Raw genomic sequence first — 14,901 nt, forward strand, 5'->3', positions numbered from 1 at the left:
GTCCCGGGTGACAGGTGTCATAGGTTGGCGGTATGTCGACGCCGACCGCCTCCCAGACCCCCGCCCACGCAGAGCTGGACCGGATGTGGGGCGAGCTCGCCCCGGTGGGGCGGGACGGCGGGTCAGGGGGCTACCGGAGGTTCGCGTGGACGCGCGAGGACGCGACGCTGCGGGAGTGGTTCGCGGGGGAGTGCGCCCGGCGCGGCCTGGACGTCGTCGAGGACCTGGCCGGCAACCAGTGGGCGTGGTGGGGCGACGTCGACGCGGCGCGGGCCCGCGGGGTGCAGGGCGTGGCGATCGGCTCGCACCTGGACTCGGTGCCGGACGGCGGGGCGTATGACGGGCCGCTCGGCGTGGTCACCGCCCTCGCCACCGTCGACGCGCTGCGGGCGGCCGGGCACGAGCCGACCGTGCCGATCGGGGTCGTGAACTTCGTGGACGAGGAGGGCGCGAGGTTCGGGGTGGCGTGCATCGGCTCCCGCGTCGTGACGGGGGCGATGACGCCGGAGCGGGCGCTCGGGCTGCGTGACAACGACGGCGTGACCCTCGCCGAGGCGCTGCGGGACGCCGGGCGCGACCCCGACGCGATCGGGCGCGACGACGAGGCCCTCTCCCGCGTGGGCACCTTCGTCGAGCTGCACGTCGAGCAGGGCCGCGGCCTCGCCGACCTGGACCGGCCCGTCGCCGTCGGCACCGCCATCTGGCCGCACGGCCGCTGGCGCCTCGACCTCGCGGGGCAGGCCAACCACGCCGGCACCACCCGCCTCGAGGACCGCGACGACCCGATGCTGCGCCTCGCGTCCGCGATCCTCACCGCCCGCACCGCCGCCACCGCGCACGGCTGCGTGGCCACCATCGGCAAGACCCGCGTCGACCCCGGCGGCGTCAACGCCATCCCCTCCGCCGTCACCGCGTGGCTCGACGCGCGCGGTCCGGTGGCGGCGGACGTGCGGGAGGTCGTCGAGGCGGTGGCGCGCGACAGCGGCATACGGCCTGCGGCGGAGCCGGTCTGCGAGTCGTGGACCCCGGAGACGACGTTCGACGCGGACCTGGCCGCCCGGCTGTCCACGCTGCTCGACGACGCGCCCCTGCTCGGCACCGGGGCCGGCCATGACGCCGGCATCCTGACCAACGCGGGCGTGCCGACCGCGATGCTCTTCGTGCGCAACCGAACCGGCGTCTCGCACGCCCCCGACGAGCACGCCGAGGTCGCCGACTGCCACGCCGGGCTCGATGCGCTGACGGCCGTCGTCACCGACCTCGCGGCACCGGCCGGGGGATAGGGTGGGGGCGTCGCCGACGCCGAGGCCGACGACTGGGTCGATTCGAGGGGGCCACGGGTCATGACCACGTTCTGGTCGGAGCACGCGCTGCTGCCGTCCGGGATCACCAACGGCGTGCGCACGACGGTGTCCGAGGACCGGATCACCGCCATCGACGTCCGCACCCATCCCCGGCCGCACGACATCAAGCTCCACGGCGTGACCTTCCCCGGCCTGGCCAACGTCCACAGCCATGCCTTCCACCGCGGGCTGCGCGGGCGCACCCACGGCAACGGCGGCGACTTCTGGTCCTGGCGCGAGCGGATGTACTCCCTCATGAGCCACCTGCAGCCCGACACCTACCTCGACCTCGCGCGGGCGACCTTCGCGGAGATGGTGCTCGCGGGGTTCACCTGCGTCGGCGAGTTCCACTACGTCCACCACCAGGAGGACGGCACCCCCTATCCCGACCCCAACGCCATGGGGCACGCCGTCCAGCAGGCCGCCGCCGAGGCCGGGATCCGCCTCACCCTGCTCGACACCTGCTATCTCACGGGCGGGCTCGACGGGTCGGGCTACCTGCCGCTCGACCCCTACCAGCGCAGGTTCGGCGACGGGACGGCCGAGGGCTGGGCCGCCCGCGTAGGCCAGCTCCGCGAGGGCCCCATGTCCCGCGTCGGCGCCGCCATCCACTCCGTGCGGGCCGTCCCCCGCGAGCAGCTCGGCGTCGTCGCCGAGGCCGCCCGCGCGGGTCTCGGCGTGCACCGCTCACCCGTCCCGCTGCACGTGCACCTGTCCGAGCAGCTCGCCGAGAACGCCGCCACGCTCGCGTGCTACGGCCGCACCCCGACCCAGCTCCTGCACGAGCAGGGGGTGCTCGGGCCCATGACGACCGCGGTCCACGCCACCCACCTCACCGAGGAGGACGTGCGGCTGCTCGGCGACAGCGGCACCGGCACGTGCTTCTGCCCCCTCACCGAGCGCGACCTGGCGGACGGCATCGGGCCCGCCCGCGACCTGCACCGCGCCGGCGCGCGCCTGTCGATCGGCACCGACCAGCACGTGTCCATCGACCCCTGGGGCGAGCTGCGCTCCCTCGAGATGCACGAGCGGCTCGTCACCAACGAGCGCGGGCGCTTCGACCCCGCCGAGCTCGTCGACTTCGGCACCCGCCAGGGCTATGCCTCGCTCGGCTGGGAGGACGGCGGCCGCCTCGAGGTCGGGGCGCTCGCCGACCTGTGCAACGTCCGCCTCGACAGCGTCCGCACCGTCGGCGCCAAGCCCGCGCAGGTCCTCTTCGCCGCCACCGCGGGCGACGTCGACACCGTCGTCGTCGGCGGCCAGCCCGTCGTGGAGGGCGGCCGCCACCGCATCGGCTCGGTCGCCCTCATGCTCCGCACCGCCCTCGATGCCCTCCTGGAGGAGCCGTGACCGCAGTCCTCGTCACCGACATCGGCCAGCTCGTCACCTGCTCGCCCGAGCTCGGCGACGGATCACCCCTCGGAGTCCTGCAGGACGCCGCCGTCGTGCTCGAGGAGGTCCCTGCGGCGGGCGCGTCGGCATACCGGATGATCGAGGGCGAGCCGGTGCCCGACCGTGGCCACGTCGCCTGGGTGGGGCGCGCGGCCGACGCACCCGCCGCCGACGAGGTGCTGTCCGTCGGGGGCCGTTGCGTGGTGCCGGGATTCGTCGACTCGCACGCCCACCTGATGTTCGCGGGGGACCGCGGCGAGGAGTTCGCGGCGCGGATGACGGGACAGCCCTACGACGGGGGCGGGATCGCCGTGTCCGTGGCCGCCACCCGCGCCGCGTCCGACGAGGAGCTGCTCGACCTGCTGCTCGACCGGGTCCTCGAGATGCGCGCGCAGGGCACGACCACCGTCGAGGTCAAGTCGGGCTACGGGCTCACCGTGGAGGACGAGGCGCGGGCGCTGCGCCTGGCGTGCGAGGCCGGGATCGAGGAGACGACCTTCCTCGGGGCGCACGTCGTCCCGCCCGAGTTCCGTTCCCGCCGTGCGGACTACGTGTCCCTGGTGACCGGACCGATGCTGGAGGCGTGCGCGCCCTACGCGGTGTGGGGCGACGTGTTCTGCGAGCCGGCGTCGGCGCACGCGTTCGACGGCGACGAGGCGCGGGCGGTGCTGCTCGCGTGCCGCGAGGCGGGGCTGGAGCTGCGCGTCCACGGCAACCAGCTCGGCCACGGCCCGGGCGTCCAGCTGGCGTGCGAGCTCGAGGCGGCGTCGGTCGACCACTGCACCTATCTGTCCCCGGCCGACGTGGACGCGCTCGTGGGGGCGGCCGGCACCACGACCGCGACCCTGCTGCCCGGCGTCGAGTTCTCCACCCGCTCGCCCTATCCCGATGCGCGCGCCCTGCTCGACGCCGGGGTCTCGGTAGCGCTCGCGACCGACTGCAACCCGGGCACCTGCTACTCCTCGTCGATCCCCTTCGTGGTGGCCCTGGCCGTGCGCGAGATGGGTATGACGCCCGCCGAGGCCCTCCTCGCGGTGACCCTCGGCGGGGCTCGCGCGCTGCGGCGCAACGACGTCGGCCACCTCGCGGTGGGGGCGCGCGCGGATCTGACGGTGCTCGACGCCCCGTCCTACGTGCACCTGAGCTATCGCGCCGGCGTCCCCATCGCGACCGCCCTCGACCTCACCCCACCGCCTCGTTGAGAGGCGACAAATGGAGGTTATGAGGCCTGGATGGCCCCCATTTGTCGCCTCTCAACGTGGGGGATGGGCGGAGCGACCCACCTGGGAGGCCCATGCCGGCGTCAAGCCACCCCTGGACGCCACCCGGCGCGCACCAGGGCACGCCGCACGATCGCCAGGGCGTCGGGGGTGCGGCCGTTGACGTTCCTGCTGATGAGGCGCTCGTAGTCGTACCCCGCATCGCGAAAGGCCCTCTCCCGGGCCACGTCTCGCTCCCAGGTCTTTTGACGCTCCACGTGGTGACGACCGTCGTACTCCACCACCAACCGCCACCGCCTCCAGAACAGGTCCACGATCCCCAGCCACCCTCCCTCGTCCGTCACGGTCACGTTGAGCTCCGGCTCGGGCAGGCCCCCGCGCACCAGCTGAAGTCGGGTCTTGGTCTCCATGGGACTCGCCGATCCAGGACGGATCTCCAGCAGGGCCGCCCGCGCCGTGCGCACGCCGCGCATCCTGCGAGGCAGGACGCTCGCAAGGTCCCCGACGGTGCGGGTGGAGCGTGGTCGAAGGATCCAGTCGCCCGCTGCGATCAGCTCGTCCACCGACAGCGACGAGGCTGCGTCGGCCCAGGTGTGGAGGTCATCGGTGCAGGTCAGGCCGTTCTCCAGCAGGATGGTTCGGCGTCGCTGCAACCCTCGGTGGTTGACGATCCCCGGCCGCTCGAGGTGGAACTGTCCGCTCCGGGTGACCACGTGAACCGGCTCGTCCGGTGTCCACCGCGTCGGCCATGGCATCCCCATGAGACGGGCGGCGGTCACGTTGCTGAACGCGTGCGCCGGCGGCAGCACCGGTAGCGCGTCCTTCGCGGCCTGCTCGATGCCGAGGAGAGGGAGCGGGGACCTGACGCCGTGATGAGGGGCTCGAGTGTCGGGTGCTCGCAGTCGATCGCGTGAGACCCCGGAGGCCATGGCGTCGGACGTCCTGAAGGGCTCGGCGTCATACGGGTCGGGCAGGGGAGAAGGTGAGCGCACGCAAACTATCGTAAATGGCAGCAAATGTAGTCTGAGAGGTTGTCCACTGCGCTGCCGCCGCCCAATGAGAGGCGACAGATGGGGGTTATGACGCGCCCAGAACCCCCATCTGTCGCCTCTCAACGAGTGGTGGGGGGCCGAGAGCGCAGGGCGTGGGGGTGGGCGTCGGCGGGGGCGGTGGCAGAGGACCCAGAGTGGAGGGGGAGGATCAGACCGCGGTATGACGACCCGGCGCCGCCCGCACCTCTAGCGTGGAGGGATGCGTGCGTTCTTAAGGCTCCAGCGGTGGCTCCGCGAGCACGTCATGCTGGTCGACGCCTTCTGGGCGGGGGTCGTCACCCTGCTCTGCCTCGTCGTGTCGGCAGGCGTGCTCGACGAGCTCACCGTCGGCTGGGTGGGCTGGCTCGCGTGGACCCTCCTCGGCACCAGCCTGCCCCTCGTGTGGCGCCGCACCAGGCCCGACCCGGCCATTGTGGCGGTCGCGCTCGGCTGCGTGGTCCAGCTCGTGATCGCTGACAACGTCATGCCCCAGAACCTCGCGGCGCTCATGATGCTCTACGCGGTCGCGGCCCACGGGCACCCGCGGTGGCGCTACTGGTGGCTCGCGGCCGCGCTGGTCGGCGGGGTGGTGGGCGCCTGGGACTGGACCTACAACTGGGTCCGGCCTGCCGGCGCGCAGCGCGTGGAGTACGCCGTCATCAGCTGGGTGTTCGTCGCCGCCATGAGCGTCGCGTGCTTCGTGCCCGGGGCCCTCGCGAGGCAGCGGCGCGACATGGTGCAGAGCCTGCGCGACCGGGCGGACTCCCTGGAGCGCGAACACGACTCGATGGCGCGCCTCGCCGCGCAGGAGGAGCGGGCCCGGATCGCGCGCGAGATGCATGACGTCGTCGCGCACTCGCTCAGCGTGATCGTGGTCCAGGCGGACGGAGCGTCGTATGCCGTGGAGCACGGTGACGTCGACGCCTCGCGCATGGTCGCCGCCCGGACGCTCGCCACGATCGGCGACACCGCCCGGGGCGCGCTCGGCGAGACCCGGCGCCTCGTGGGGGTGCTGCGCGAGGAGGGGGAGGCGGCGGCCTACACCCCGCAGGCCACGCTCGAGCAGGTAGAGGAGCTGGTGGCGCACGTCAACGACGCGGGCTTGCCGGCGACCCTGACGCAGGTCGGCGACGAGCGGGTGCACGAGGCGCTCGGGCCGGCGCAGCAGATGGCGGCCTACCGCGTGGTGCAGGAGGCGCTGACCAACGCCCTCAAGCACGCGGGACCGGCGGCGACCGTGCGGGTCGAGCTCGCTCACCACCCGGACCGGGTCGAGCTGGCCGTGCGCGACACGGGTCGGGGTCCAGGTGGCGGGTCGGACGGGCGCGGCCATGGGCTGATCGGGATGCGCGAGCGGATGGCGTCGATCGGCGGGACCTTCACGGCCCGGGAGCGGGTCGGGGATGGGTTCGAGGTGCTTGCTAGCCTGCCGACGCGGGACCCGGAGGCGCCGCCGACGGCGCCCACCGTGCCGGTCCCGGTCACGACGGGACGACGACGGGAGCGCGAGTGAGCGACGAGCAGATCAGGCTGCTGCTGGCGGACGACCAGGAGCTGGTGCGGATGGGCTTCCGGATGGTGCTGGACGCCCAGCCCGACATGCAGGTCGTGGGTGAGGTGGGCGACGGCGCGGCGGCGGTCGAGCTGGCCGCGCAGGCCGACGTGGTGCTCATGGACATCCGGATGCCACGCATGGACGGCGTTGAGGCGACCCGACGGATCGTGGCCTCGGGCGCCGCGGCCAAGGTCCTCGTGCTCACGACCTTCGACCTCGACGAGTACGTCCACACCGCGCTCAAGGCCGGTGCCGGCGGCTTCCTCCTCAAGGACGCGGGCCCGGCGGAGCTGCTGGCCGCCATACGCGCTGTGCACCAAGGAGACTCGGTCGTCGCCCCGAGCGCGACCCGGCGCCTGCTCGAGAGGTTCCTGCCCGGGCTGCCCGACGAGCACGAGCCCCTGCGGAGCGCCGAGGAGCGGCTCGCCCCGCTGACCGAGCGGGAGCGCGAGGTGCTGCTCGCGGTGGGGCAGGGGCGCTCCAACCAGGAGATCGCGGCCGAGCTCTATGTGGCCGAGGCCACCGTCAAGACCCACGTCGGGCGGATCCTCGCCAAGCTCCACCTGCGAGACCGGGTGCAGATGGTCGTCCTCGCCTACGACACAGGGCTCGTGCGACCGCAGTCGTAGGCCCGCTGCGCCCGTGGTCCTCGGGTCGCCCCCGGGGTCGAGACCGCAGGTCGATCCGGGCGACACCGGCCGCTCCCTAGCGTCGACATCGACCGCGCACCAGCGATGTCCGACGACCAGACGGAGCGACCCGATGACGACCACCAGCCCGACCACCGTGACCCGCGCGGCCGTGCGCGCGCGTGACCTCACCAAGACCTATGGCAGCGGCGACACCCGCGTCGTCGCCCTGGACCACGTGGACGTGGAGATCGCCGAGGGGGAGCTCACCGCGATCATGGGCCCGTCGGGGTCCGGCAAGTCGACGCTGATGCACTGCGCGGCGGGCCTCGACGACGTCACGAGCGGGCAGGTCTGGGTCGGCGACACCGACCTCACCACGCTGGACGACACGCGGCTGACGCTGCTGCGGCGCGAGCAGGTGGGGTTCGTCTTCCAGGCCTTCAACCTGCTCCCGACGCTGACCGCCGAGGCCAACATCACCCTGCCCCTGCGCCTCGCGGGCCGCACCCCCGACCGCGAATGGTTCGAGCATGTGGTGCGGGTGCTGGGCCTGACAGATCGTCTGGGGCACAAGCCGACCGAGCTCTCCGGCGGGCAGCAGCAGCGCGTGGCGGTGGCCCGCGCCCTCGTCATGCGGCCGCGCGTGATCTTTGCCGACGAGCCGACGGGCGCCCTCGACAGCGTGACCGGGCACGAGCTGCTGGACTTCCTTCGGCGCTGCGTGCGTGAGCTGGGCCAGACCGTCGTGATGGTGACCCACGACCCCGGGGCCGCGACGTATGCCGACCGCGTGCTGCTCCTCGCGGACGGTCGCATGGCGGGGGAGCTGCGGCACCCCACCGCCGACGACGTGCTGGCCGCCCTGCGCGGGCTGGGGGCGTGATCGCCGTGCGCACCTCGATCTCCCTGGCGGCCAGCATGATCCACGGTCAGGCCCGGCGCTTCGTCAGCGTCCTGGTCGCCATCACGATGGGCATCGCCTTCGTCGCGGCCACGTTCATGGTGGGCGACACCTTCCGCGAGTCCCTGGCGCGCGACGCCGCCGGCTCGGTGGGCCGAGCGAGCGTGGTCGTCACCACGCCGGACGGGTCCTCGGGCGTGGGGGGCGCGCCTCGCGGCGGCCCGGCCGTCATACCCCCCGGGCTCGCCGCGCAGGTGACGCGCGCCTACCCGGGTGCCTCCGTGCGCACGGTGGTCGGCGGGGCCGTCCAGCAGGACCTCGGGGGTCACGAGGCCTCCCTCGTGCTGCGGTCAGTGCCGCAGCTGTCCGGGACGACGACGCTCACGGCCGGACGCCTGCCCGCCCGCCGCGGCGAGATCGCCGTCGTGGACTGGGTCGCCTCGGCGCGCAAGCTCGCCGTGGGCAGCACGACCCGCCTGCTGCAGCGCGGCACCGGCACCAGCCCTGGCACCGGCACCGAGCAGCGGCCGCAGGAGGCCCGTCCGGCCGAGGCCACGGTCGTCGGCATCGTCAAGCCGGGGCGTGACGTCGTGCAGGGCCAGGGGATGCCGGTGGCCTTCGCCCAGGACCAGGACATCTGGGCCTGGACGGGCACCACGGGCTATCGGGAGCTCGACCTGACGCAGGCTCCGGGCGGCGCGGCCGTGGACGACGAGCAGCTGCGCGCCTCCGTCGCCGGTCTCCCCGCAGCCAGGGGCCTCACGGTCCGCACCGGCCAGCAGGAGAAGGACCACCGCGTGACCCAGATGGTCCAGGGCGTCACGCAGCTCACCGCGATGCTGCTCGTCTTCGCGCTCATCGCCGTGTTCGTCTCGGCGCTGGTCATCGCCAACACCTTTGCGATCCTCGTCGCCCAGCGCACCCGTCAGCTCGCGCTCCTGCGCTGCATCGGCGCCGAGCGGCGGCAGGTGCGCGGGTCCGTCGTGGCCGAGGCGCTGCTCGTCGGCGTCCTCGGCTCCGTCGCGGGGCTGGCGCTCGGCGCGGGTCTGGCGGCGACGCTCGTGCAGCTCTCGCACGGCACCGACATGGACCTCGGCAGCCTGGTCGTCACCCCGCTCGCGGTCCTGGCTCCCCTCGCGACGGGCATCCTGGTCACCCTCGTGGCGAGCCTCGCCCCGGCCCGCGCGGCGACGCGCGTCAAGCCGCTCGCGGCCCTGCGCCCCGAGACCGCGACGCGGGTGCGGCGCGTCCGCGCCCTGCGCGTCGGGGTCGGATCGGTCCTCGCGGCAGGTGGGTTCGGGCTGCTCGTGCACGGCGCCCTCCAGCACCAGCTCGTGACGGGCATCCCCGGTGGACTCCTGTCCTTCCTCGGCGTGCTCATGGTCGCCCCCGTGGTGGTGCCCGGCCTCGCCCGCGCCGTCGGTGCGCTGCCCGCCCGCCTCGGCGGCGTCCCCGGGTCGCTCGCCGTCGACAACGCCGGCCGCAACCCCGCTCGGGCCGCGGCCACCGCGAGCGCCCTGCTCGTCGGGGTCACGCTGATCACGATGATGAGCGTGGGCTCGGCGACAGGGGTGCGCTCGGCCACCGACGCGCTCGACAAGCAGACCCCCGTGGACGCCCTCGTGCAGGCGCCGCAGGGCCTGGCGCAGCGTGACCTCGACACCCTGCGGCGCAGCAGCGTCGTCGGTGCGGCCACCCTCGTCGTCGACGCCCCGGCCACGCTGACCCACGGCGGACGGCCGGTGCACGTCGGCCAGAGCGGTGGGCAGAGCGACGGTCAGGCCGGCGGATCGAGCGGCGGGCAGACCACCGTCACCGGCGCCGACGACGCGGCGGTGCAGGTCTCGCGCCGGCCGCAGCTCTTTGCCGGGCTCGACGACCACACCGTGCTCCTGCCGGCGAGCTCCGGCCTGCGGACCGGCGACACCGTGACCCTCGCCCACGGCGCGACGCGGCTCGACCTGCGCGCCGACGTCAGCGCGGACCATGCGGACGCACCGGTCGTCACGGCGGCCACCGTGCGGCGCCTCGACCCCCAGGCCAAGGGGTCCGCGTGGATCAGGTTCGCCGAGGTCAAGGACGCGGCCACCGCGTCGGAGCAGCTCGCCCAGGACGCCGTCGCCATCCAGGGCGCCCAGGTCCAGGGGGTCGCCACCCAGCGCGCCGAGATGGAGCGGATCATGGACGTCGTCCTGCTCGTCGTCACCGGCCTGCTCGGCATCGCCGTGCTGGTCGCGCTGGTCGGCATCGGCAACACCCTCGGCCTCTCGGTGCTCGAGCGCACCCAGGAGTCCGGCCTGCTGCGCGCCCTCGGCCTCACGCGCCGCCAGCTGCGCAGCACGCTCGGGCTCGAGGCGCTGACGCTGGCGGGCGTGGGCACGATCGTGGGGCTCGCGCTGGGGGTGGCCTACGGCCTCGGCGGGGCCTACGCGCTCTTCGGCAGCGAGATGACCATCACCACCGAGATCCCTTGGGCGCGGCTGGGGCTCGTCGCCGCAGTGGCGCTCGCCGCGGGGTGGCTGGCGTCCGTCATACCGGCTCGTCGGGCCGCGCGGGTGAGCCCGTCCGCGGCGCTGGCCACCGACTGACACGCGGCTCCCAGGCCCCGGGCCTAGGCTGGCAGGAAGGAGGGACGAGATGGGTCGGGTCGAGCGCGAGGTCTACGCCGCGGCCACGTCACCGCGCCACGTGCGCGCGCTGACGGTCGGTGCCGGCACGCTGCTCGCCGCCCTCCCGCTGCCGGCGCCGCTACGCGCGGGCCTCGGGATCGCGGGCTACCTCGGCGGACTCGCCCTGCCGGCCGACCACGTCCCGACCGACGAGCCCGACCACCTGTGGCACCTGCGCCGCCAGGTCGGGGCGGTCGGCGACTGGCTCGACGACCGCCGGGGAGCGCTCGGCTGGGACGTCGAGACCTGGCTCGACCGGGTGCTGGCGCGGGCGCGCGGCGTGCTCGACGACCCGAGGCTGGTCACCGACCCCGAGCGGCTGGCGGGCCTGTCCCGGCTCCTGCTCGTCGAGCTGCCCGAGGTGCTGCGCGACGGCGACGACGTGGCGCTCGAGCCCGACCCGACCCGGCGCCGGCTGCGGGTGGCGCTGCGGCTGGACCAGCTCGACCGGCGGCTGGCGGCCCTGCGCACCCCCGCCTGATCGCCGCCACGTACCCCAGGCCCGAGGCCGCCACGCACCCAGGCCCGCAGACCCCCAGGCCCGTCATACCGCCCAGCAGCAGCGAGTCGCCCCGACCGATGGACCGGTCGGGGCGACTCGCGTGACGGACGGGGTGATCAGGCCTTGTTGGTGCGGGCGTCGATCTGCGCCTGCAGGTCGACGTCACCGATGTCGTTGCTCTGGCGCTTGACCGCGGAGACGAACCCCTTGGCCGCCTGACGCTGCGCCACCAGGCGCGCGATGCCGATCACGAGACCGGAGAACGCCGCGAAGGCCAGCGCTTCCTTCCAGTCCACGTCGGGGTTGGTGGGGTCGGAGGGGGCCTCCTTGCCCGTGGCCTTCTGCCAGCCCGAGTTGACGATCTTGTTGGCCACCATGCCGGCCAGCATGGCGGCGCCGGTGCCAATGAGCTTCCACACGTTAGGTCCCATGCGTTGAGTCTCACACGATCTTCGCGGTAGCGTCACGTTTCACACGACAGGGGAGCGCAGATCGCGCTGAGAGTGCGGGCGACCGCAGACCCTCCGCACCTGATCCGGTTAGCACCGGCGCTAGGGAGTCGGATTCTCGAGGCGACCCGAGGGGTCACCTTCCCTCTTGGTGACCGACCAGGAGATCTCGTATGCCGAACACCACCGGCTCCGCCGCCACCGCGCGGCCGGGCCAGCACGCACGACCGTCCGCGCTCGCCACGGGGGCCCTCATGTCATGGCGAGGCATCGACCTCGTCCTCGGCGCCGTCCTCGCCGTCGCGCTGGGCGTCGCCTTCTGGGGGTGGGACAGCACCCTCTACCACGTCGTCGAGGCGGCCGCCGTCGGCTATGCCCCGATCGGCTCGCTCGCGCTCGGCGTGTGGGTGCTCCCCGCCGTGGCCGGCGCGCTGCTGATCCGGCGTCCCGGCGCGGCCCTCTACGTCGAGCTGATCGCCGCGAGCGTGGAGACGCTGCTCGGCAGCAAGTGGGGCTGGCTCGTGATGCTGTCCGGGCTGCTGCAGGCGCTCGGGGTGGAGCTGGCGATGTGGCTGTGGCGCTGGCGGCGGTTCGACATGGTGGCCGCGGTGCTGGGCGGCGTGCTCGGTGCCGTCCTGGAGATCTGCCTCTACGAGTGGTGGCAGTACGTCCCGCAGCTCGCCTGGATCCACAAGCTCGTCTACCTCGGCTTCGGCATGGTCTCGTGCGCGCTGATCGCCGGGCTCGGGGGCGCCGCGCTGGTGCGCGCGCTGGCCCGGGCCGGCGTGGTCGACGCCTTCCCGGCGGGCCGCGAGGCGCGTGAGTCCCACGGCCGCTGACGCCTCCCTCGAGCGTGGTCTCGACCTCGACGAGGGTCCGAGGGGGGCTCTCGTCGAGGTCGACGACCTCACCTGGCTCCCGTATGGCGCCGCCCGCCCGGTCCTCGACGCGGTGTCGCTGCGCGTGGCGCCGGGGGAGCGGGTGCTGCTCGCGGGCGCCAGCGGGTCCGGCAAGTCGACCCTGCTCCGGGCGCTGGCCGGCGTGCTCGCCGACACGGGTGGCGGTGACCAGACGGGGCAGGTGCGGGTGTCGCGGCAGGTGGGCCTGCTCCTGCAGGATCCCGACGACGCGGTGGTCGCGCGGACCGTGGGGCGCGACGTGGCCTTCGGCCCCGAGAACGCCGGCGTGCCACGCGGGCCGCTGTGGGAGCGGGTGCGGGCGGCGCTGGACTCCGTGTCCTTCCCGTATGCCGTGGACCGCGAGACGCGCGCCCTGTCCGGCGGCGAGACCCAGCGTCTCGCGCTCGCGGGCGTGCTCGCCCTCGACCCGGGCCTCGTGCTGCTCGACGAGCCGTGCTCGATGCTCGACCCCGAGGCCGCGGAGGCGGTCCGGTCGGCGGTGGCCCTGGCCGTCGCCGAGGTGGGGGCCACCCTGGTGGTCGTCGAGCACCAGCTCGCGCACTGGGTGGACGTCTGCGACCGGCTCGTCGTGCTGGGCGACGGCGGTCGGGTGGTGGCGGACGGCCCGATGACGTCGACGCTGGCCGCCGAGGGGGAGCGGCTGGCGGAGCTGGGCCTGTGGGTGCCGGGGGCGCCGCCGCCGGCGTCGATGGAGGTGGCGACCGGGCTGGTGACGCCGGTCCGGCCGGGCGGGGTGACGGCGTCGATCGACGCGGTGCTGCGCCAGGTGCAGCCGGGGCTGGCCTCCTGGCAGGCGGTGCACCCGCCGCAGCTCGTGCTGCGGGACGTGGCTCTGGAGGCCTCGCCGGGGGAGGCGGTGGCCGTCACCGGTCACTCGGGCGCCGGCAAGTCCACGCTGGTGGCCTGCGCCGCCGGGCTGCTCGAGCCGACGTCCGGCACGGTGCGGCTGGGGGCCGGCGACCGCGAGGCGCCGCATGGCTGGCGGGCTGCGGAGCTCGCCGCAGCGGTCGGGTGGGTGCCCCAACGACCCGAGCTGCCGATCACCGCCCGGACCGTCGTCGACGAGGTGATGCTGACCGGTCGGGCGCTCGGCCAGGACGAGGACGCCCTCGCAGCCCGGGCCGGGGCGCTGCTCGAGGTGCTCGGCCTCGGCGACCGCCGCGACGCCGACCCGCACACCCTCTCGGGGGGCGAGCAGCGACGCCTCTCGCTCGCCGCCGCCCTCGCCCACGGCCCGTCCGTGCTCCTGCTCGACGAGCCCACCGTCGGCCAGGACCGCCACACGTGGGCCGCCGTCACCGGGGTCGTCGAGGCGGCCCGCGCCGCAGGGACGACCGTGGTGGTGTCCACGCACGACCGCAGCCTGGCGTCGCGCTGCACCCGCGAGCTCGTGCTCGCGAGGCCGCAGGCCGGCGCAGAGCCGGTGCGCCGTCGTGCGCAGGGGCTGGCGGCATACGCCTCGGCCCTGCCGCTGATGCTGGTGAGCCTGGTGGCGATGGTGGTCGGGTTGGTCGTGCCCACGGTGCCGGCGGGGCTGGGTCTGCTCGGGGCCGAGCTGGCGCTGCTCCTCGTGCTGTGCGGGGTGCGCTGGCCGCAGCCGGTGCTGCGGCTCACCCCGGTGGCGATCGGCGCGGCCTCGTTGTGGTGGTCCAACTGGTGGTGGGCCGAGACGCGTGATCCCGTCGCGGCGCTGCTGCCCGCGCTGCGCATGACGTCGGCGGCGCTGCCCGGCGTGGTGCTGGCGGGCTACCTCGAGCCGTTCTCGCTGGGGGACCAGCTCGGGCAGCGACTGCGGCTGCCGGCACGTCCGGTGGTGGCGGCGGTGGTGGCGCTGCAGAGGTTCGACCAGCTGCGGTCGACCTTTGGCGACCTGCGCGCGGTGCGCCGGGCGCGTGGTGTCCTGGGGCGGGGGGTCAAGGACGCGGTCGTGCTGACCTTTGCCCTGCTGGTGCAGGCGTTGCGGCAGGCGGGGCGGCTCGCGGTGGCGATGGAGGCGCGGGGCTACTCGTCGCCCGTGGTGCGGTCGGGGCGGCGCACGTGGGCGGAGCCCGCGCGGTGGGGCCGGACGGACCTGTGGGTCGTGGTGTGCGCCGTGACGCTCGCCGCCGCGGCGGCTGTGGGGCACCTTCTGGGGAGGTAATGGATCCCTAGTCCTGGTGACGGGTCTCGACTACTCTGGGTAACGCCTAGTGGGTATCAGCAACGTCATCCGTGACGCCCCCACGGCCAGCGGGTCGGGCTCCCGAGGGGGGAGTCCGGCCCGCCTCGGCGTCCGCCGCCGAGTGGT

The 14,901-nt window shown here is 74.4% G+C and carries 12 protein-coding genes and 1 riboswitch; of the genes, 10 read left to right on the top strand and 2 right to left on the bottom strand.

Going from position 1 to position 14,901, the window contains the following annotated elements:
* Window positions 1-32 precede the first annotated feature (32 nt).
* The 3 genes from B4K29_RS12170 to hutI are packed head-to-tail and all read left to right on the top strand — an operon-like array spanning window position 33 to window position 3,937.
* Window positions 33-1,283 carry an allantoate amidohydrolase gene (locus tag B4K29_RS12170; protein ID WP_286967464.1) on the top strand — a complete coding sequence of 417 codons (1,251 nt, stop codon included), beginning with the start codon at window positions 33-35 and terminating at the stop codon, window positions 1,281-1,283.
* 60 nt (window positions 1,284-1,343) lie between these two features.
* The gene (locus tag B4K29_RS12175) at window positions 1,344-2,693 is read left to right on the top strand and encodes a formimidoylglutamate deiminase (RefSeq protein ID WP_286967466.1); all 1,350 of its coding nucleotides are present in this window, start codon (window positions 1,344-1,346) and stop codon (window positions 2,691-2,693) included.
* The gene (hutI, locus tag B4K29_RS12180; RefSeq protein ID WP_029211974.1) at window positions 2,690-3,937 is read left to right on the top strand and encodes an imidazolonepropionase; all 1,248 of its coding nucleotides are present in this window, start codon (window positions 2,690-2,692) and stop codon (window positions 3,935-3,937) included. The genes B4K29_RS12175 and hutI overlap by 4 nt, the downstream gene beginning before the upstream one ends.
* A 101-nt stretch (window positions 3,938-4,038) precedes the next feature.
* On the opposite strand, the gene B4K29_RS12185 is transcribed toward hutI, so the two are convergent.
* Window positions 4,039-4,668 (bottom strand): DUF559 domain-containing protein, encoded by a 630-nt coding sequence (locus B4K29_RS12185; RefSeq protein WP_239261984.1) that lies wholly within the window; start codon window positions 4,666-4,668, stop codon window positions 4,039-4,041.
* A 538-nt stretch (window positions 4,669-5,206) separates the two neighbouring features.
* Between B4K29_RS12185 and B4K29_RS12190 the strand changes: the two genes are divergently transcribed.
* The 5 genes from B4K29_RS12190 (at window position 5,207) to B4K29_RS12210 (ending at window position 11,224) form a co-directional block, all read left to right on the top strand.
* Complete coding sequence (locus B4K29_RS12190; RefSeq protein WP_286967467.1) at window positions 5,207-6,499, top strand: sensor histidine kinase; 1,293 nt, start codon at window positions 5,207-5,209, stop codon at window positions 6,497-6,499.
* Window positions 6,496-7,170 (top strand): response regulator, encoded by a 675-nt coding sequence (locus tag B4K29_RS12195; protein ID WP_019286590.1) that lies wholly within the window; start codon window positions 6,496-6,498, stop codon window positions 7,168-7,170. The genes B4K29_RS12190 and B4K29_RS12195 overlap by 4 nt, the downstream gene beginning before the upstream one ends.
* A 133-nt stretch (window positions 7,171-7,303) precedes the next feature.
* Window positions 7,304-8,056, top strand: coding sequence for an ABC transporter ATP-binding protein (locus B4K29_RS12200; RefSeq protein WP_286967469.1), 753 nt, complete (start codon window positions 7,304-7,306; stop codon window positions 8,054-8,056).
* Window positions 8,053-10,662 carry an FtsX-like permease family protein gene (locus B4K29_RS12205; RefSeq protein ID WP_286967471.1) on the top strand — a complete coding sequence of 870 codons (2,610 nt, stop codon included), beginning with the start codon at window positions 8,053-8,055 and terminating at the stop codon, window positions 10,660-10,662. The genes B4K29_RS12200 and B4K29_RS12205 overlap by 4 nt, the downstream gene beginning before the upstream one ends.
* A 49-nt stretch (window positions 10,663-10,711) precedes the next feature.
* Window positions 10,712-11,224 (top strand): hypothetical protein, encoded by a 513-nt coding sequence (locus B4K29_RS12210; protein ID WP_029211979.1) that lies wholly within the window; start codon window positions 10,712-10,714, stop codon window positions 11,222-11,224.
* Between the two features lie 137 nt (window positions 11,225-11,361).
* Here the strand turns inward: B4K29_RS12210 and B4K29_RS12215 are convergent, their stop codons facing one another.
* A complete protein-coding gene (locus B4K29_RS12215) occupies window positions 11,362-11,676 on the bottom strand; it encodes a DUF4235 domain-containing protein (protein WP_019286587.1) in 315 nt (104 codons plus the stop codon).
* Between the two features lie 38 nt (window positions 11,677-11,714).
* Window positions 11,715-11,820, top strand: a riboswitch (TPP riboswitch).
* Between the two features lie 47 nt (window positions 11,821-11,867).
* Here B4K29_RS12215 and B4K29_RS12220 point away from each other — a divergent pair.
* Both B4K29_RS12220 and B4K29_RS12225 read left to right on the top strand, forming a co-directional pair.
* The gene (locus B4K29_RS12220; protein WP_029211981.1) at window positions 11,868-12,533 is read left to right on the top strand and encodes an ECF transporter S component; all 666 of its coding nucleotides are present in this window, start codon (window positions 11,868-11,870) and stop codon (window positions 12,531-12,533) included.
* On the top strand, window positions 12,514-14,754 hold the full coding sequence (locus tag B4K29_RS12225; protein WP_286961163.1) for an ATP-binding cassette domain-containing protein: 2,241 nt from the start codon (window positions 12,514-12,516) through the stop codon (window positions 14,752-14,754). The genes B4K29_RS12220 and B4K29_RS12225 overlap by 20 nt, the downstream gene beginning before the upstream one ends.
* The last annotated feature ends 147 nt before the right edge of the window (window positions 14,755-14,901 follow it).

Origin of the sequence: Arsenicicoccus sp. UBA6765 (assembly GCF_002453335.1) — a bacterium.
Taxonomy (GTDB): domain Bacteria; phylum Actinomycetota; class Actinomycetes; order Actinomycetales; family Dermatophilaceae; genus Arsenicicoccus; species Arsenicicoccus bolidensis.